The sequence below is a fragment of the Pseudarthrobacter oxydans genome (assembly GCF_030812335.1).
Classification (GTDB): Bacteria; Actinomycetota; Actinomycetes; order Actinomycetales; family Micrococcaceae; genus Arthrobacter; species Arthrobacter oxydans_B.
Map to the genome: position 1 here is coordinate 231,600 of NZ_JAUSSN010000005.1, position 17,470 is coordinate 249,069.

Annotated in this window: 18 protein-coding genes and 1 tRNA gene; 10 read left to right on the forward strand and 9 right to left on the reverse strand. The window is 63.4% G+C overall.

Annotation, left to right across the window (positions count from 1 at the left end; translation table 11 throughout):
- Nucleotides 1-80: 80 nt before the first annotated feature.
- The 3 genes from J2W14_RS10600 to J2W14_RS10610 all read right to left on the reverse strand — a co-directional run bounded on the left by J2W14_RS10600 (nucleotide 81) and on the right by J2W14_RS10610 (nucleotide 4,638).
- On the reverse strand, nucleotides 81-719 hold the full coding sequence (locus J2W14_RS10600; RefSeq protein ID WP_307462146.1) for a hypothetical protein: 639 nt from the start codon (nucleotides 717-719) through the stop codon (nucleotides 81-83).
- Between the two features lie 533 nt (nucleotides 720-1,252).
- A complete protein-coding gene (gene ppsA / locus J2W14_RS10605; RefSeq protein ID WP_307462148.1) occupies nucleotides 1,253-3,667 on the reverse strand; it encodes a phosphoenolpyruvate synthase in 2,415 nt (804 codons plus the stop codon).
- Nucleotides 3,668-3,819: 152 nt separating this feature from the next.
- A complete protein-coding gene (locus J2W14_RS10610; RefSeq protein ID WP_307462149.1) occupies nucleotides 3,820-4,638 on the reverse strand; it encodes a pyruvate, water dikinase regulatory protein in 819 nt (272 codons plus the stop codon).
- Nucleotides 4,639-4,754: 116 nt separating this feature from the next.
- On the opposite strand from J2W14_RS10610, the gene J2W14_RS10615 reads away from it, so the two are divergent.
- Both J2W14_RS10615 and J2W14_RS10620 read left to right on the forward strand, forming a co-directional pair.
- On the forward strand, nucleotides 4,755-4,958 hold the full coding sequence (locus J2W14_RS10615) for a hypothetical protein (RefSeq protein ID WP_307462152.1): 204 nt from the start codon (nucleotides 4,755-4,757) through the stop codon (nucleotides 4,956-4,958).
- 855 nt (nucleotides 4,959-5,813) lie between these two features.
- On the forward strand, nucleotides 5,814-6,590 hold the full coding sequence (locus J2W14_RS10620) for a type 1 glutamine amidotransferase domain-containing protein (RefSeq protein ID WP_307462154.1): 777 nt from the start codon (nucleotides 5,814-5,816) through the stop codon (nucleotides 6,588-6,590).
- A 103-nt stretch (nucleotides 6,591-6,693) separates the two neighbouring features.
- Here J2W14_RS10620 and J2W14_RS10625 read toward each other — a convergent pair whose 3' ends face one another.
- Entirely contained in the window at nucleotides 6,694-7,860 is a 1,167-nt protein-coding gene (locus J2W14_RS10625; RefSeq protein ID WP_307462157.1) for an alpha/beta hydrolase family protein, read from the reverse strand.
- 301 nt (nucleotides 7,861-8,161) lie between these two features.
- Here J2W14_RS10625 and J2W14_RS10630 point away from each other — a divergent pair, with 301 nt between their 5' ends.
- The gene (locus J2W14_RS10630; RefSeq protein ID WP_307462159.1) at nucleotides 8,162-9,094 is read left to right on the forward strand and encodes an aminoglycoside phosphotransferase family protein; all 933 of its coding nucleotides are present in this window, start codon (nucleotides 8,162-8,164) and stop codon (nucleotides 9,092-9,094) included.
- On the opposite strand, the gene J2W14_RS10635 is transcribed toward J2W14_RS10630, so the two are convergent.
- The gene (locus tag J2W14_RS10635; protein WP_307462162.1) at nucleotides 9,066-9,512 is read right to left on the reverse strand and encodes a hypothetical protein; all 447 of its coding nucleotides are present in this window, start codon (nucleotides 9,510-9,512) and stop codon (nucleotides 9,066-9,068) included. The genes J2W14_RS10630 and J2W14_RS10635 overlap by 29 nt on opposite strands.
- A 1,040-nt stretch (nucleotides 9,513-10,552) precedes the next feature.
- Here J2W14_RS10635 and J2W14_RS10640 point away from each other — a divergent pair.
- From J2W14_RS10640 to J2W14_RS10650, 3 genes are all read left to right on the forward strand, one after another.
- Nucleotides 10,553-11,101 (forward strand): GNAT family N-acetyltransferase, encoded by a 549-nt coding sequence (locus J2W14_RS10640; RefSeq protein WP_307462164.1) that lies wholly within the window; start codon nucleotides 10,553-10,555, stop codon nucleotides 11,099-11,101.
- A 148-nt stretch (nucleotides 11,102-11,249) separates the two neighbouring features.
- The gene (locus J2W14_RS10645) at nucleotides 11,250-11,807 is read left to right on the forward strand and encodes a hypothetical protein (protein WP_307462167.1); all 558 of its coding nucleotides are present in this window, start codon (nucleotides 11,250-11,252) and stop codon (nucleotides 11,805-11,807) included.
- A 67-nt stretch (nucleotides 11,808-11,874) separates the two neighbouring features.
- The gene (locus tag J2W14_RS10650; RefSeq protein ID WP_307462170.1) at nucleotides 11,875-12,162 is read left to right on the forward strand and encodes a hypothetical protein; all 288 of its coding nucleotides are present in this window, start codon (nucleotides 11,875-11,877) and stop codon (nucleotides 12,160-12,162) included.
- Nucleotides 12,163-12,225: 63 nt separating this feature from the next.
- Here the strand turns inward: J2W14_RS10650 and J2W14_RS10655 are convergent, their stop codons facing one another.
- Nucleotides 12,226-12,726, reverse strand: a complete 501-nt coding sequence (locus tag J2W14_RS10655) for a GNAT family N-acetyltransferase (protein WP_307462173.1) — start codon at nucleotides 12,724-12,726, stop codon at nucleotides 12,226-12,228.
- 115 nt (nucleotides 12,727-12,841) lie between these two features.
- Here J2W14_RS10655 and J2W14_RS10660 point away from each other — a divergent pair, with 115 nt between their 5' ends.
- The 4 genes from J2W14_RS10660 (at nucleotide 12,842) to J2W14_RS10675 (ending at nucleotide 15,177) form a co-directional block, all read left to right on the forward strand.
- Nucleotides 12,842-13,237, forward strand: a complete 396-nt coding sequence (locus J2W14_RS10660; RefSeq protein WP_307462176.1) for a hypothetical protein — start codon at nucleotides 12,842-12,844, stop codon at nucleotides 13,235-13,237.
- 72 nt (nucleotides 13,238-13,309) lie between these two features.
- Nucleotides 13,310-14,200 (forward strand): DUF4238 domain-containing protein, encoded by an 891-nt coding sequence (locus J2W14_RS10665; protein WP_307462180.1) that lies wholly within the window; start codon nucleotides 13,310-13,312, stop codon nucleotides 14,198-14,200.
- Nucleotides 14,201-14,338: 138 nt separating this feature from the next.
- Entirely contained in the window at nucleotides 14,339-14,950 is a 612-nt protein-coding gene (locus J2W14_RS10670) for a hypothetical protein (RefSeq protein ID WP_307462184.1), read from the forward strand.
- The gene (locus J2W14_RS10675) at nucleotides 14,950-15,177 is read left to right on the forward strand and encodes a helix-turn-helix domain-containing protein (RefSeq protein ID WP_307462188.1); all 228 of its coding nucleotides are present in this window, start codon (nucleotides 14,950-14,952) and stop codon (nucleotides 15,175-15,177) included. The genes J2W14_RS10670 and J2W14_RS10675 overlap by 1 nt, the downstream gene beginning before the upstream one ends.
- A 725-nt stretch (nucleotides 15,178-15,902) precedes the next feature.
- Here the strand turns inward: J2W14_RS10675 and J2W14_RS10680 are convergent.
- The 3 genes from J2W14_RS10680 to J2W14_RS10690 all read right to left on the reverse strand — a co-directional run bounded on the left by J2W14_RS10680 (nucleotide 15,903) and on the right by J2W14_RS10690 (nucleotide 17,384).
- Nucleotides 15,903-16,202: a DUF4193 domain-containing protein gene (locus tag J2W14_RS10680; protein WP_307462376.1), complete on the reverse strand. Its 300-nt coding sequence runs from the start codon at nucleotides 16,200-16,202 to the stop codon at nucleotides 15,903-15,905.
- A gap of 139 nt (nucleotides 16,203-16,341) precedes the next feature.
- A complete protein-coding gene (locus J2W14_RS10685; RefSeq protein ID WP_307462190.1) occupies nucleotides 16,342-16,554 on the reverse strand; it encodes a hypothetical protein in 213 nt (70 codons plus the stop codon).
- A 742-nt stretch (nucleotides 16,555-17,296) separates the two neighbouring features.
- Nucleotides 17,297-17,384: transfer RNA gene (locus tag J2W14_RS10690), tRNA-Ser, on the reverse strand.
- Nucleotides 17,385-17,470 lie beyond the last annotated feature (86 nt).

A 17,470-nucleotide genomic window follows, 5' to 3' on the forward strand; every position in this document is an offset into this window, starting at 1 on the left:
GGGTGGCGCGGCGGATGGTCCGGGCCCCAGAGGGGGCACAGGAGGTCAGGGCACAGGGGCGGCCGCGGCCGGGAAAGGAGTCAGGAAGGGACGACGACGGCGGGCGGCCCGCGGCGGCAATCGCGCCGGAGGTTCCGCCACGGCAGCGGCACGGACTCCGCCGGCCAGCCGGTGGCTGCCGTCACCGCGACGGCGTCGGGCGTCACCGGGGCTGGGAGCCGGAGCAGCGGGCGCAGCCACGCAGCCAGGGCCCACAGGGCAGCCTCGCCCCGGGCGAGGAGGACGGCGCAGAGCAGCGTTGCGAGGGCGTGGCCGGCCAGCATCAGCAGGGAAAGTCCGGGATCGAGTCCCGACGCCGCGAGCGGGCTGTCGATGGCCGCGAACGGAACCGGCCCGGCGTGGTGCGCGAGGTCGCCTGCCGGTCCGGACACTGCGCCGGCCGGGGCGGGGGAAAGAGCGGGGGCGCTGAAGGCCGTGAAGGCCTCGTGCAGCACGAGTTGTCCCGCGCCGAGCAAGCCGGCCAGGGCCGGGAGGTTCAGCTTCAGGCGGGTGGCGGTGGTGGAAGCCAGCCCGGTCAGTGCCAGCAGTGCCAGCAGGATGCCGGGGGAGGGCAGCTGTCCGCCGGCGAGCGTGTGTGCGCCTGCCGCGAGGGACAGGACGGTCAGTCCCACCATGGCAGAGCGGAGGGCGTGGAAGGGTGCACTGGCGGCTGTGCGCACGGAACACTCCCTTCACCGGCGGCGGTCACGGTTGCACCCGCGGACGCGCTACCGGCTGCGGGCTGTCCCCTGATTCTACCGGCGAGTTCTACCGGGCTGCGAAAAGCGTCCCGGAAGGCGTCAGTCTGTCTCGGGCCCCGAGCAGAAGTGGCAGTCGTCCGGGCACGGTGCGTCGGCCGGGAAGTCCTCGAGACCGTCGCCGGTTCGTACGTCGGGCCAAAGTCCGGGGGCGCCGTTGGCCCGATCCTGCTGCAAAGTCACGTGGTGTCCTGAACGTCATTGGTGCGGAACGCTGATGGACCTTAGCTAACCGTGTGCAGGGCCGCCGCTCAATGGAGCAATTGACGGCGACACCGGGTCCGGCTTGTGCAGCCGTCCAGCGGGCGCTCGGGATTCCGGCGGCCCGGCGGCCCGGCGGCTGGCGGCGGAGGGGCTGCCGCAAGACAAAAGAGACACCCCGGTCCGAGGACCGGGGTGTCTCCGCCGACGTGGTGTCAGTTCACCGCGTCAGCTGGCAGTGCAAGTTGACCGCGTCAGCTGGCTGCCGCGCCGGCGGGGGCCGCCGTCGCGGGGGCCGCCGCGCCGGCGAGCCGGAGCCAGGTGTCCACCACGGTGTCGGGGTTCAGCGAGACGGAGTCGATGCCCTCGTCGACCAGCCATTCGGCGAAGTCCGCGTGGTCGCTGGGCCCCTGGCCGCAGATGCCCACGTACTTGCCGCGCGCCTTGCAGGCCTTGATGGCCATGCTCAGGAGCTTCTTGACGGCGGGGTCGCGCTCGTCGAAGCTGTTCGCGACGATGGCGGAGTCCCGGTCCAGGCCCAGGGTCAGCTGGGTCATGTCGTTGGAGCCGATCGAGAAGCCGTCGAAGTAGTCCAGGAACTCGTCGGCCAGCAGCGCGTTGGACGGCAGTTCGCACATCATGATGACCTCGAGGCCGTTTTCGCCGCGGCGCAGCCCGTTCTCGGCGAGCAGGTCGATGACGCCGCTGGCCTCGTCCAGGGTGCGCACGAACGGGATCATCAGCTTGACGTTGGTCAGGCCCATCTCGTTGCGGACGAAGGACAGGGCCTCGCACTCCAGGTCGAAGCAGTCCCGGAAGGACGGCTCCAGGTACCGGGAGGCGCCGCGGAAGCCGATCATCGGGTTCTCTTCGTGCGGCTCGTAGGCGGGCCCGCCGATGAGGTTGGCGTACTCGTTGGACTTGAAGTCGGACATCCGCACGATCACCGGCTCCGGCGCGAACGCCGCGGCGATGGTCGCCACGCCTTCGGCCAGGCGCTTGATGTAGTAGTCGCGCGGGCTGGCGTAGGCGGCGATCCGTTCCCGGATTTCCGCGATGACGTCGTCCGGCTGCTCGTCCAGGTTCAGCAGCGCCTTGGGGTGGATGCCGATCTGCCGGTTGATGATGAATTCCAGCCGGGCCAGGCCCACGCCGTGGTTGGGCAGCTGCGCGAACGTGAAGGCCTGTTCGGGCGTGCCGACGTTCATCATGACCTTGACCGGGGCCTCGGGCAGCTGGGTGATTTCGGTTTCCTCGACGCTGAAGTCCAGGAGGCCCTCGTAGATGACGCCGGTTTCGCCGTCGGCGCAGGAGACGGTCACCTCGAGTCCGTCGGAGAGCACGTCGGTGGCGGCGCCGGTGCCGACGACGGCGGGAATCCCGAGTTCCCGGGCGATGATCGCCGCGTGGCAGGTGCGTCCGCCGCGGTTGGTCACGATGGCGGAGGCGCGCTTCATGATCGGTTCCCAGTCCGGGTCGGTCATGTCCGCGACGAGGACGTCGCCGGTCTTGAACGCGGCCATCTGGTCAATCGAGGTGAGGATGCGGACCTTGCCGGCGCCGATGCGCTGGCCGATGGCGCGGCCCTCGACCAGGACTTTGCCGGAGCCGTTGAGGCGGAAGCGGCTCAGGCTGCCGGAGGTCCTGCGGGACTGCACGGTTTCCGGGCGGGCCTGCAGAATGTACAGGCCGCCGTCGATCCCGTCCTTGCCCCATTCGATGTCCATCGGGCGTCCGTAGTGGTTCTCGATGGCGACGGCGTGGCGGGCGAGCTGCTCGACGTCGTCGTCCGTGAGGCTGAAGCGGTTCCGCAGGGAGGCCTCCACCGGCACGAAGTCAATGGTGTGGCCGATTTCGCGGTTGCTGGTGTAGGTCATCTGGAGCGCTTTTTCGCCCAGTCCGCGCTTGAGGATGGCCGGGCGGCCTGCCTCCAGGGCGGGCTTGTAGACGTAGAACTCGTCCGGGTTGACGGCGCCCTGGACGACGGCCTCGCCGAGGCCGTAGGAGGAGGTGACGAAGACGGCGTCCTGGAACCCGGACTCGGTGTCCATGGTGAACATAACGCCGGAGGCGCCGACGTCGGAACGGACCATGCGCTGGACGCCCGCCGAGAGCGCCACTTCGGCGTGCTCGAACTTGTGGTGCACCCGGTAGGCGATGGCCCGGTCGTTGTAGAGGGACGCGAAGACGTCCTTGATGGCCACCAGGATGTTCTCGATCCCGCGGACGTTCAGGAAGGTTTCCTGCTGCCCGGCGAAGGAGGCGTCGGGGAGGTCTTCCGCCGTGGCGCTGGAGCGCACGGCCCAGGAGAGGTCCTCGGAGCCGCCGTGCTTGTCCACCAGCGTCTGGTAGGAGGCGCGGATCTGCGCTTCGAAGTCCGGCAGGAAGGGCGTCTCGCGCATCAGCGCGCGGATTTCCTTGCCCGCGGCCGCGAGGGCCGTCACGTCGTCGGTGTCCAGGCCGACCAGCCGGTCGGCGATCTTCTGGTCCAGGCCGGAATCGGCTAGGAAGGTGCGGTAGGCGTCGGCCGTCGTGGCGAAGCCGTCGGGGACCTGGACGCCGGCAGACGTCAGGTTCTGCACCATCTCGCCGAGGGAGGCGTTTTTGCCGCCCACCCGGTCCAGGTCCTTGAGACCGAGTTCTGAGAACCACAGGATGTCTGTCGTCATGGTTGCTGCTCCTTTGCAGATGATGGCATGGGGTATCGCTGCCCCGCGTGGGGCGATCGCCGGTTGATGGGCGCAAGTCTTGTCCACAGTGACAGGTCTAGGCCGGTGTTTCCACATGATGTGGTCCACGCAACACTTGTGGACCCGGTGTCCTAGTGCTTGAGGTTCATTTTTTGGAGGATGGTGGCGGCCATTTCCTCCACGGAGACGCTGGCTGAGTTGAGGTACGGGATCCCGTGGGACACGTACAGCCGCTCGGCGCTGCGCAGCTCAAAGCCGCACTGCCGCAGCGACGCGTAGGGCGAGCCCCGGCGGCGTTCGGTGCGGACCTGGCTCAGGCGCAGGGGATTGGTGGTGAGGCCGAAACACTTTGAAACAAACGGCCGCAGCGGCCTGGGGAGCCCTTCGCGTTCAAAGTCCTCGTCCACCAGGGGGAAGTTCGCGGCGAAGATGCCGTGCTGCAGCGCCAGGTACATGGTGGTGGGGGTTTTGCCGCAGCGGGACGGGGCCACCAGGATGACCTGGGCCTTTTCGAGCGCGCGCAGGCTCTGGCCGTCGTCGTGCTCCATGGCGTATTCGACGGCGGCCATCCGGGACTGGTAGCGGGCGGCGTTGCCCAGTCCGTGGGCGCGGCCCGGTTCCCCGCTGGCCTCGGTGCCCAGTGCCTGTTCCAACAGCCCGACGTGGGTTCCGATGAGGTCCACGATGATCCCGTCGCAGGTGCCCAGGGTCTGGCGGATGTCGCTGCCGACGGCGGTGGAGAAGACGATGGGCTGCAGACCGGTGGCGGCCCGGTGGTCGATCACCTTGACGACGGCCCGGGCCTGGTCGGCGGTGGTGATGAAGGGGATCGTGATGCGGTCAAACTCGGTCGCGGGGAACTGCGTCAGCAGGGTGTTGCCGAGCGTTTCAGCGGTGATGCCCGTACTGTCCGAAAGGAAGTAGACCGGGCGGGGAGCGTCATTGGTCATAAACGCATTGTGCACCAGTGCGGGCCCCGGGTTCTTCCATGACGCACCCGACGGGCGCCCCGCGCGGGCGGGGCGGCGGGGAGTAGGCTGTGTCCCACGTCACCAAAGGAGCCCAGATGAGCTACAAATACCGGACCGTCAAAGTCCGCGGCACGGACCTGGTCGGAACCATTGCCCGCAGGCACGGCGGGGCGCCCGAAATCTATGAAACCTCGAAGGATCCGAGCACGTCCGTCGTTCCCGTGTTCTTTCCGGAAACGGGGGAGATCCGCTTTTTCGACCGGACGGTGCTGGAGGACGTGGTGAGCCCGGCGGGTTAAGCGCTGCCGCGAATTTCCCAGGAGCGGGCCCGGAATTCGAAACACGTGAACGCATAAACCACTAGGGCCGAATTTTCAAGTCAATTGATGCCTATTGCCCGCTAAAGCTATGGCGTTTAGTCTTGCGTTGGGATCTGGCCCGGGCATCTTTCTGGGGAGAGACCATTTCGGTGTTCCGATCGAGTTGGATTCCGCAAAGGCTGGCTCCATGGTCTCAAAACGATGGAGCCAGCTGCAGGAATCTTCGGCCCGGGTGGGACATTTGTCTGAACCCTTCGATGGGGAGCTGCGCGCCGTTCCCGCAGCACTCACATCGGTCATCACTCGTCCAGGCGCTTCGGCGAGGGCACGACACTCAAGCGGGACTGCACCACTCCAGGCCCTGCTGTGGACGGTCGCTGTTGGGGCACTGGGAGTCACTGCACTTGGCCGGAACCGTTATAAATTTCTTCGCCCGGTCACCCAACGAGGTGGATTCCACTTTTCGGTTGATTGTTTTGGCGCCGCAGTGGTCGCACGTCCATGCATCTGGCATTTTTCCCCCCGGTCTCAATTAGAGGCAGCTGCCCCGGATTGAAAGCTTAGGGTCGCCATGGCTGGTAGGGAATGGCTGGGAGCCGGTAATCCCATAAAACTGCAGAACCTCCGTCGCGAAGATAGTGCGTGAGGTGCGGGAAACCGAACATTTCCAAAATGGCAACCGAAAATTCGCGGCAACTACAACTGCTTCCAGGCAGCAGAAGGGACCCGGAATACGGCGAGGCTGGATCACCCAGCCCCGCCGGCAGACGTGGCGGGGAGGGAGGGCCCGAATTGGCTGGGCGTAGGGTGGAAGGTAGACGAAAGGAACACTTCATGAAGAAAATCCTCATGGTACTGACCAGCGTTTCCGAGATCGGCGATACCGGAGAGAAGACAGGCTACAACGTCGCCGAAGCTGCACATCCCTGGAAGGTCTTCAAGGATTCCGGGCATTTCGTCGACTTCGCCTCCATCCAGGGCGGCCAGCCCCCGCGCGACGTGGTGGACCCGGAAGATCCCATCCAGGTCGCCTTCACGGAGGACGAGACCACGCGCGCCGGTCTCTACAACACTGCCCGCGTCGACGTCGTTGATCCCGATCAGTACGACGCCGTCTACCTCGTGGGCGGCCACGGCACGATGTGGGACTTCCCGGACAGCGAAGGCTTGCAGAATCTCGTGGCCAGCGTCTACAACGCCGGCGGCTTGGTGGGCGCGGTCTGCCACGGACCGGCCGGCCTGCTCAACGTGGAATTGGCAAACGGGTTCCGCCTCGTCGAGGGCCGGAAGGTGGCCGCCTTCACCAACGAAGAGGAGGTTGCCGCAGGGAAGGACAAGGTCATCCCGTTCTTCCTGGCAGACCGGCTTGAGGAACAGGGCGCCACCCACGTCTTCGCTGATGTCTTTGAGGAGAAGGTCGTGGTTGACGAGCGGCTGGTCACCGGCCAGAACCCGGCCTCAGCCGCCGGCGTGGCCAAGGAGATGGAGAAGCTCTTCGCACAGGTCATCCACCAGGAAAAAGCCGAGGAACAGCACGACACGGAGGCTCTGCGCGCCGAGAAGGACGCCGAGAAAAACGCCAAGAAGGCTGCCGCGGAAGCGGAGCACTAACACCAGCAGCGCACTGAAACTGGCGGCCACCCCGACGACGGGGCGGCCGCCAGTTCTCGTCTGTGCGCCGCAGGCAGACTGTGCAATGCATCGCCGGCCTGCTTCAGGTTTCGCGCTTCACGCCCGCGTCCGTGCCTGCAGCCTGCAACCATGTAGTGAGGACCCCGCAGGCGAGCTCAAGGTTTCCCATCTGGCAGTGCTGGTCGGCCCGCTCGGCTCGGGTGAACATGCGCGTCGTGACGCTGCGGGCGGCCGTGAGCGCTTGGGCCTGCGCTCGGGTCAGTGCCGGCGGTTGGAAGGCGTCGTGCTCGCCGCACATCAGCAGCACATCCTGGTTCACCCGGCCGCTGTCCAGGTGCTCGGCGTTCATGCCCAGGAACCACTCGGCGGCGTCGGCCGGATCGTCGCTGTCGAGCATGTAAAGGACCTGATTGACCACAACGCGCAGGGTCGGGAACAGCCGGGCACGGGTGCGCACGCTCCAGCGCATGAAGCGCCGGTGCCGCACCATCATGCGGACCGGGCTGCGCAGCGCGGGTGGGAGCCTGTAAAGCCAGTCGTACACCGGCGGCCAAGCCACGACACTGTGGACGCGGGGCTCACGTCCCGCGGCACGCAACGCCCAGTACCCACCCATCGAGATGCCGACCAGGGCGGCCCGATCGAGGCGGAAGTGGTCCAACACCGCCCCGACCGGCTTTTCCCAGTCGTGGTCGAACGTGAGTCCGTTCAACGTCCGCGCCCCACCCTGGCCCGGGCCCTCGAAGGCAATCACGTCGAAACCGGCGGCAGCGATACGCTGACAGATGGGGAAGAACTCTTCGATCAGGGAGTCGAACCCGCCGTGCAGCAGCACCGTGTCGCCCGTTGGTGTCCCGGCCGCCGGCAGCGAGTAGGCCGGCAGTGTCCCGCCGGCATAGGGGATCTCGTGACGGGCGATGGCAGTATCGGCGAAAGCGGTGTCGAAGAGCTCCCGATAGCGGCGGTAGCGATTCGATTTCTCCGCCGACCGTGGCGGTGTGAAGAATTCCGCGACCCTCTCATAACCCGCCGCCTGCCGGGGCCGGGCCTCGGCGGCCGCCCGGCTCGATAAGGCCTCGAACACGGTGACACAGTCAGCCATCGACCGTACGTGTGCCGCGGCGTCGACGAGCTCATGGCGGTCGGCGAAGCCCAGCGCATATGCCCGGTTGAGTTGGTAGTTGATGAAGTCCCGCCGATGGAACCGGTCGAACCCCACCGGCAGAGCCACAAGCTCGCGAGCGCCCATGTCGCCAGCGTACTCCCGGAGTGGCGGGCGCAGTTTCGGGGCAAAACAAAACCCCCACTTCCCTTGTTTTATAAGGGAAGCAGGGCCTCGCTACTTGGCGGTGACGGTGGGATTTGAACTTTCGCAGTAAGTCAGGCGACAGAGCAAAATCGTTGATCTGACGCGCTTTATGGGTTGCTGTAAGCGGTGCGGACAAGTTTGGTCGTAGGTTGAGTAGGTGCCCCAGGTTCCTAGTACGTGGAGCCCCCGGTTCTCCGATCCTCTACTGGGACGGTGCCTCGAATCAGCTAACGTCGACTGCATGGCAATGCACGATGATGAGCTACATATTGGCGAGGACGTTGCTCGCCGGCTGATAGCCACTCAGTTTCCGGAATGGCGCCATGACGCCGTCCGCCGCATCGTGACGGACGGTACGGTCAATGCCATATTCAGGATCGGTGCGGACTTCACGGCACGTTTCCCTCTCCGCTCCGCTGACCCGACTGCTATCAGGTCCGCGCTTGCTCAAGAATCCCTTGCCATGCGCGAGTTAATCGCATGCTGTCCGTTCCCCACACCGGTGCCCGTTGCCGTGGCCGATCCGGGTTATGGCTATCCATTGCCGTGGTCGGTGCAGACTTGGTTGCCAGGAGTCATTGCAACCCCCAACGGCACAGCGCACTCCGACGCGTTCGCCCAGGACCTTGCTGCCCTCATCCATTCGCTTCGTGCCGCCGACACGAGAGGACGCCAGTTCGCGGGCGTCGGCCGCGGCGGAGATCTGAAGGACTCCGACGAGTGGATGGAGGTTTGTTTCCATGAGAGTGCGGAATTGCTGCCCGTCGCTCGACTCCGCACCCTCTGGGCGTCATTTCGAAGCCTGCCCTCTGCTGGGTCGGCAGTGATGAACCACGGTGATTTGATTCCCGGTAACCTCCTCGTCGAGGGTGAGCGACTGATTGGCGTTCTGGATGGTGGAGGTTTCGCTCCTGCTGACCCTTCACTCGATCTCGTCGCCGCATGGCACCTGCTCGATGAAGAACGGCGCGTACGCTTCCGCAACGAACTCGCGTGCGATGACCTCGAGTGGTGGCGAGGAGCCGCATGGGCATTCCAGCAGGCAATGGGCCTGGTCTGGTATTACCAGGAAACAAATCCAAGGATGAGCGCCCTCGGGCAGACCACATTGGCACGCATCTTCGATGACCCAGTGTTTTCGACGCCTACCTTTGCAAACTCGGGCGCCCGTTAATCGGTCCCTCTTCATGCGGGATTACTACTAGGTGGCCAGGATCCACGACCACCTGAACGTCGTCTTCATAGAGGACATGCCCCGGGTTTGGTGAACGAAGTTCTTCCCATTGCACCCCGTAGCGGTTCAACAGATTCAGGTAGCCGGGGATCCTGTCCAGCAAGTGCACAGCGCTGGTCTTGAACCATGCTTGGGAGTGCAGATTATGAGTTCGGTCGTAGACGGTGGGGTCGACGACGTTCGGGTCGGGATAGGCGACGTCGTACCAGGCGTTCGCGTTCTGCCACCACTGGTAGTCGCCATCGCTTAGCTTTCCGTTCCTCACCAATCCATTGGCCAGGCCGAATATCCCGATGTAGATCCCCCGTGTGTTCAGCTGTGTTGCTTGGTACCTGACAAATTCGAGTGGGCCATCCATGCACTAAACCTTCATTCTTCCGTCACGCGATCGGGCACGGCGGTCTGTCCGTAAGAAGTTTCCATCCCAGACTGAATTCCGAGCCTATTTCATCGGACGGGGGACTGAGACGGGCGAATGTGTTGTCCGGGGCGGCGGGAGGCACTCGTTGCTCTGGCCCACTTTGGAGAGTGCCCGGCGAAGGAACGCCTAACGGACGGTTCCCCGAAGGAATTGGCTCGGCTGCCTTCTAGTCGTATTGGATGGCGCGATCAGTAGAGTGACTGAATGGATGAAACGCCGCGATTCCGTTCACCGCGATGGTGGCCTTGGGTCGTCGCGATCCTCCTCTTGATCACCGTGAACATAACGGTTCTGGCCTATAAACGGGGCGAGTGCGTCGGACACACAATCGAGTCTGGCGCTACGAGCGTGTGTGCTGGCGGCCCCGCGCTCAGCATGGATGGTACGTGGATTTTTGCGATGGTGAGCGTGGCCGCCGTCGTCTACTTCGCCCTGCGCCTCGTGCGTGTAGTTAGAGCCGGTAGTGACTAACCGAACACGGACAAGGTAACGAAGGCGCTGAAATAGCCCGGGCCCTCGCCAAAGCCGAACGATGCCGGGATAAACCTTTCGGCTGCGCCCAGGTTTGTCCCAATAAGAAGGTAATGATCGCCCCCCACTGGCGAGAACCCGCAATGGCCACTAGTACGGCGGTTCCCATCCTCCCCCCTGTGACCACTATGCCGGCCCCGGACAAGGCAGCAATGTAAACCCGACCCGGAGTCTTTTGGACAGGCTTGGAGCGATGGATTCGCGCCCGGGCATCGCCGAGGGCGGATTGCTGGAAGTCATTGCGACAGGCGTTGTGGCTTCGGAGTCTTCTTTTGCTGGCCTTCGCCAGAGCACGTGGAGGGTCAGCCCGAGTGGGGACCGGCTTACGGGCGATTCTCAAGAGAGAGTCGTCCCCAGTTGATCTGGAATTCGCGAGCATGGGACACGCCCGGATTGTGGGTGCGTCGGGGGCACTGGGATTTCTCTGCCCGGTTAGCCTGAGGCGCATGGCACATCTCGGACCCGTCGCCTGGCCGCCACACCCGATCAAGACCCAGCGCCTCGTGCTGCGCGAGTCCGAAGCCAGAGACCGTGCGGGTCTCATCGAGCTGTTCAGTTCACCGGAGGCGGGCACCTACGTTGGCGGAGCTCAGTCCCGCGAGGAACTCGAACGCACGGCACCGGAGACGCCCGGACAACGAGCCGGGTTCTTTGTGGTCGAGGTGGACGGAGCGATGATCGGCATGATCACGTTCGATCGGCGGGATGCGGAGCATCCGGGCCACATCAGTCCTGATGCCGGTGAGGCTGAGCTTGGCTATATGTTCCTGCCGCACGCATGGGGACGTGGATATGCTACCGAAGCGTGTGCCGCGGCACTCCAGTGGTTCACCGGCGCACTCCCCGGCGAACCGGTGGTCCTCTGCACTCAGACTGCCAACGGCCCATCAATGCGCGTCGCAGCGAAGCTCGGATTCACCGAGGCGGCACGCTTCGAGGAGTATGGCGCCGAGCAGTGGTTCGGCGTGTGGTCGGCCGCCACTGGCGCCACATGATGGGCCGCATCATGCCGAGGGCCGTCGCCAGGCACAGGATTTCCTGGAGCGCGATCGCCGCATTTTTACGCCGGTAGGCTGGCGGGATGGCTGATTTGGGGGGCAACGCAATATGAGACGCAGGGAGATCTGGGGTTCAGCCCTGCTCATGTTTTCCGCCGCCGTCTACGGTTGGGTGACCTTCTTCTTCTCGGCACATCCTCTGGCTCCCGATGGTCAGCGGCTCATCTTCTTCTGGGGGATCGAAGGGGACGCCGTCGTTGGCCTGACTTTTCTGGTCGTCGGCCTGGTCGGTTGCGCCGGGCTTCTCCTCCTGCTTCCGTCGCTGATTCGCCGCGTGCACCCCCGTTGGCTGCGAGTGACGACAGGATGGGCGGCAGCCGTTGCTGCCGTTGCCGCAGCCCCCTTCGCGGGGATGTTTCTGCTGGTAGGGCTGCTCCTCAGCTTCGGGACCAGTGTCCGTGAAGTGGCCCCGGATGGGCGTTCGATCGTCGTCTCCCAGGGTCAATTCGACGGCGATGTCGTCCATATCTACACGGAATATGATGACTTCCACTACAGGTGGTATCGGGAAGCGCCGGAGCTCTCCGGCCCGCGGATCATCACCAGTGAGAACTGCGGCCTCGAATCTTCCGGGGAAGCGCTTGTACTTAGCCGCGGCGCAGGCACGGTGACAATCCACCCGGACCAACGTCCTGTCGGCTGACGGGAGCACCCGCAACCTGGTCGGCCGACAGGCTACTCTGGGGGTTCACGATTCCTGGGGGATGGCATTGGCTCGGACACACAGCGCACCGGTTTTTCTCACGGGAGTACTCCTGCTGCCCGTCGGCTGGATGCTCCTCGTCCCGCTCGGAGGCCGGGTCGCCGACGCGGCATACCGAAGCGATGAGGACTTCTACACATTGCTCGGGCTGTGCGGGGGCCTCCTGATCCTGGGAAGCATCTTCCTGATTCTCGGCAGTATCTTCCGGGCCCTGCGCAAGATCGACAGGCTGAATTCGACCGCGGACACTGTGCCAGCCCAACAGCCGGCGTCGGACGAAGAACCAGTCGCATAGCGGTCGATGCACCGACCGTCCGGACCGATGACTGTTCATGCGGGTCGATCGGCGGCTGGCTGTCTAGAGTTCGAGCAACAGGGTGTCTGAGCCGCCGTTGCGGCTGACCTTGCGGAACCCTAAACGCTCATAAAGCAACCGCGCCCTGTTCCCGTCTTCGACGCTGAGGCTGATTGCCCGTAAGCCACGGGATGATCCTTGGCCAATCAGACGTTCCATGAGGGCCGTTCCGGCTCCGGTGCCGCGGTGGCCGGCCAGCACACCGATGGTCAGTTCAGGGATGTCCGGGGCGACGAAACCATATCCGGCGTCTTCGCTAGCGAAAATGCGGCACCAGGCCGCGCCCACAGGTGTTCCGTCTGTTGTCTCGGCCACAACGCCGAAATCTCCAGGCCGGGGCCATCCGTCGAGATAATGCAAGAGTTCGGGCGTGCTCAAGAACTGCTCAAAGGTGAAACGGACCTCGCCAGTCCAGTTCATCGCTTCCAAACCCGCAGCTGTAAGCGTGTTCAGGTCCTCGGCAGTTGCTTCGCGGATGGTAACTGCCTCATAGCCCATGGTCATCAGGCTAACCCGCGGGCCAAGCCTCGCGGGGTACCTACGTTCAGCACCTGTAATCTTGGGATTTCGCGCCCGCCCATCAAGTGGCGCAGCTTGTGTGAAGATTGGGGACTTCAAAATGGACCATCTTGCTGAACACAGGACTGTAGGCGACGCGCCTGCGGTCCTTCGAGCATCAACCTACTTCTGGCTTGCCAGTGCGCTCGTATCAGGAGTCGTACCGGCCATCGTGATGGCCGTGTGGCCGACAGACTCCGATCTGTTCGCGGTCACCATGGGACTGGTTCTCCCGGTGACGGTCCTGCAATCCTGGGCGGCATTCAGGCTTCTGCGAGGCGAACATTGGGCCAGGTTCGTTCTGTCCATCGTGGCCATCTTGTCCTTGGCAGGTGCGTTGAGTGCCGTACCAACGCCTCTGGTGGTTATCGGTTTGGTCCTGAGTATTGCCGGTGCGGTGCTGATGTGGATGCCAGCATCCAGAACGTATCTTCGACGAAGCTCGGCCGCCGGTTAAACCAATCCAGAGGAAAGAAGGCACAGCCAGGTGGAGGTCAGCAAGAGGCATCACACGGTCCCAAACTTCTAATTGAAGGGCTTCGCATCAGCAGATAAGCGACCCAGAATCGGCGCAGCCAGTCTCGACGATGGAAGACGCCTGGTGGTTCCTACCAGCGATGCGACCGTTCGGAAGAACTTCTACTCCCTGGATGGCCATCCCGACGGCTCTGACGTCTTTGAGAAGGAGCTGTCCCGTGTTGAACGCGACGCCTCGGCCGTCATCAAGAAGGCCGTGGCGGGCGCCTGGCCCCTGACCCGCGAGGATCGCGAGATCCTGGGGACCTTCCTGGCCTTCCAGTTCCTCCGGGGACCGGACACCAGGACCTCGCTGGACCAGATCAGCACAACGTTGCTGTCCAAGGTGATTTCACAGCTGGGTGCGGACGTTATCCGGGACACACTGGCCAAATCAGGCGGCAAGCCAGTGAGCGACGACATCGTGCGCCGGCTGCTGGAACAGGCCTCCCAGCCCGATGGATTGACCGCGAGAACTACTTCCGCAGGGCACATCAACCACATGCTCGAACTCGTTCCCGAATTGGTGCGGTATTTCGTTGGCCGGCCCGGGGTCCTGATCAGGTTCAGCAGCAGGAAGCTGCTGACGTGCGAAACCCCCGTGGCGCTGGTGCCGAACCCGGAATTCCAGGATGTGTATTCCGGTGTGGGTCTGATGAATGCCTGGGGAATCACTGTTCCGCTCACCAGGGAAGTCGGTCTTCTGCTGGCCAATCTCATGGCCCTGGCCGAAGAAGACCCTCAGAAGCCACCGGAGGAGCTGCTGGAGGACGTCGTCAGCGGGAAGTTTGACCACGAGCAGAATCCCTCGACCAAGATGGCTCACTTTTTCAACAACCACACGATCGGCAATGCCCGTCGCTGGATCTTTCATCACCCCGGACGACGCAGCCTTGCTGCCTGATGACCTGACTAGTCTCCAGCGAGACACCGAAACGGAATTTGAAGTGGTCTCGGGCTGATCAGTGGCCCCTTGCAGTATTTATCGTTTGTCGTTATGTTAACGACAAACGATAAGTGTCTTGGATTGGGGGATGGACCTGTGGGGAACACATTGGCTTATTTGGACCGCAAGGGTGCGTTGCTGTTTGCGATCGTCTTCGGACTGGCCGCGCTCGGCATCGCGGTCGCGGCGATCGGGGCTGTGTACTTCGGACTGGTGAGCACGCCGCTGCTGAATGTGCCGCTCACGAACCTGGTGACGCCGGCACTGGGTGAGGGCAACGGTGAAGTCATCAAAGCCGCGTATGCCACGGCCGATGTTCAGCCGGCCAGCCTCACCGCGACCGAACGCTTCTTGCTGCTCGGATCAGGACTCCTGGGCAGCCTTGCCGGCCTAGCGTCCGCGGCGACTCTGGGACTGATCAGCTGGTCTGTTTATCGCGGCACAGGCTTCGGCAGGCAGCTGGCTCGCGCCGTCGGCATCTCGGGCCTGGCTGTGATGACCTGGGGGCTCCTGGGGCCCCTGATGAATGCAATGGCCTATCACTCGGTCCTGGACCGGATCACCTTGCTTCCGCAACAGAAGACAGGAGCCTTCTTCCTCATGGAATTCGATGTGTGGCCGGTCGCGGTCGGACTTGGTGCTGCCACTCTCGCGAGCATGTTTGAGACGGGTCGGCGTCAGCAGCTGGAACTGGACGGGCTGATCTGATGGCGCCCGCGTCCGATGAAGAGCAACGGATTCATTGCAGGCTCGATGAGCTGCTCGCGGCCCGGGGCATGACTCTGACCGAGCTGAGCCAGCGGGTAGGGGTCAGCATCGTCAACCTGTCCGTGCTGAAGAATGACCGGGCGCGGGCGATCCGCTTTTCCACGCTGACCGCGATCTGCGATGTTCTCGACTGTGCGGTGGGGGAATTGCTTGTGGTGAACCCCTAGCGGCAGGGACCACAGTCGCGCGCGACGGTCCGGCGGGAGTTGGCTGCTGCTAACACAGTATCCTTACTGTTCAGCTCTGAAAGGTCATGGACTTGGAGTCGAAAAGTGACGATCCAAGAACCTACGCCCGGCGGGGGTGAGGGCCCCGGAATCGATGTCAACCGGGAGTGGAACTAAAGTCCCATACTCGTCGCGGAGGCGATCGGCGAGCCGTTGCGTGTACTTCTTCTTGGAGCCGCGCCTGAGTGGATGAACCCAGACCCATGCCAGCTTGTCGCCATTGGGTGTCCGGTGCACCTCGGCGGCTCCCGCGATGCGGAGGACACCGAGGCCGGGCGACCTCGCGTCTGTGACGACCCAGACCTCGCCCGCGTCTGCGTAGGACGGCATACCCAATAGATGAGAAATCCGTCTCTGTCTTGAACTGGCGATACGTCCCCACGACGGCGTTCCAGTCATCGCGCTCGGCGCGGAACACTGACCAGGCTTTTCGGTTCCCGTCGTTGTCTTTGATCGCCTACATCGAAATAGTCACGTCCAGCGAGTCCAGATCGACCTCCAGCTGGGTGCTCGAGCGCGGGTCATCCTCGAAAGAGTGCAACATGGTTTCCTCTCAGTTCATCGGCGGAGGCATACCGCAGCAGACGGCGCCTGCGTGCCCGGTCACGCCTTGCTGGGTTCTGGCCAGCTATCAAAAACGTGCGTGAGCGAGTCAGAACTCTAGTTCAGCCTTCACATTCAACACAGTAGATCTGGCCGTTCTTTTGGCGGGCCACTTGGGAACGGTGGCGAACCAAAAAACACGAGTAGCAGGTGAACTCGTCGTCCGCCTGGGGTATGACCTGAACGATCAGTTCCTCAGCGATGAAGTCGCCCGGAAGATCAACCCCGTCGACTGTCTCTGCTTCGTCCAGCTCCCGGCCCACGCTGCGGGCATCAGAGGTGTTCGCCGAACGCAGCGCCTCCAGGGAGTTGTGCTGGGATTCTTTGACGTCGGAGCGAAGTTCGTCGTAATCGGTTGCCACGGAGGACCGTCTCATCTCTGGGTTTTTTGGGGGTGTCTGCCAAGCAAGGTACACCACGCGCCCTAGGGACTTCCCAGCCAACTGCTGTGAGTTTTCCCGACATCGGCCTGACCAGCTGAAATGCCCGGATCATCTGTGTTCAGTCCTGCGAGGTCCCCCCAGGAGAACGCTTACCTTTGCCGGTGCGGTTCTGCATCGACAGGATAAGGAACGTGACGGCCATCGTGAAGAACGCGATCCAGGCGTTAGTGCCCAAGAAAATCATGGCGATCGCAACGGCCAAGAACACGATCGCGAGCGGCAGGAATACATTGAAACGGCTCTTCTTCGCCGGGCCGTCCGACTCCGACATGGGTTCTCCTTCATCGATCATCTGGCTGAGGCTACGTCGCTGAGTAGATAGCCGCAAACGAGTGGTGCCCGGACCTGCTGCCAGCACGCTGCTTGCTGGGCGGAGCCAGGCTGGGTGACGCGCTGCTTAGCCGCCCCAATACGCAAGGCCCGGAGCAATTATGTCCGCCGTTGTGTCACCGGATTCGCACTCGTAACGCACACGCCCGCGACACGCCCGGTCGCGCACGGGACCGGTAAATCCATGTTCCTTGGTCGATTTCATGGTTTTACCAGCCGAATAGTTCTCGACCGGCTACTGCATAAAAGCTACTGACAAAATGGCAATTTCTGCTGTAGACGTGTCAAAACGGCGTGGGGCATATCTTCTTGTTGGATACGGCACCGTCGGATTTGCCCACTAGGACGTCGGAAGGATCTGGCTGCCGGCGCATCCTTCACCGGTGATGTCGTCCGGGCCATAGGCTGCTTCGCGCCGGCGATCCGAGAGCCATCGAGTTATGGCTTGTTCGCCGTTGTCCTCTGAGCGGTTGCCCTGGCGCCAGCTGTAATCCAGGAAATGAGCCCCTCCATGCGGCCAAGGTTACTTGGGGGACTGGCTGGTGCTGGTGCCGGTCCTGGCAGCGGCAGAGAACAGAGCTCCGCGAGGATTTCGTTACCGCTGCGTTACTGCGGGGCGAGTCTTGGACAAAGCGAAAGGCCCTGCTTCCCTTTGTTTACAAGGGAAGCAGGGCCTTTCTCATTGGCGGTGACGGTGGGATTTGAACCCACGTTGGCTTTCACCAAACAACATTTCGAGTGTTGCACCTTCGGCCGCTCGGACACGTCACCAACCTGACTAGGGTACCGGAGCAAAGCACTCATCCACAAAACGGCGGCTCCGGGGCCCCGAACGCCACGATGGGCAGACCGCGACG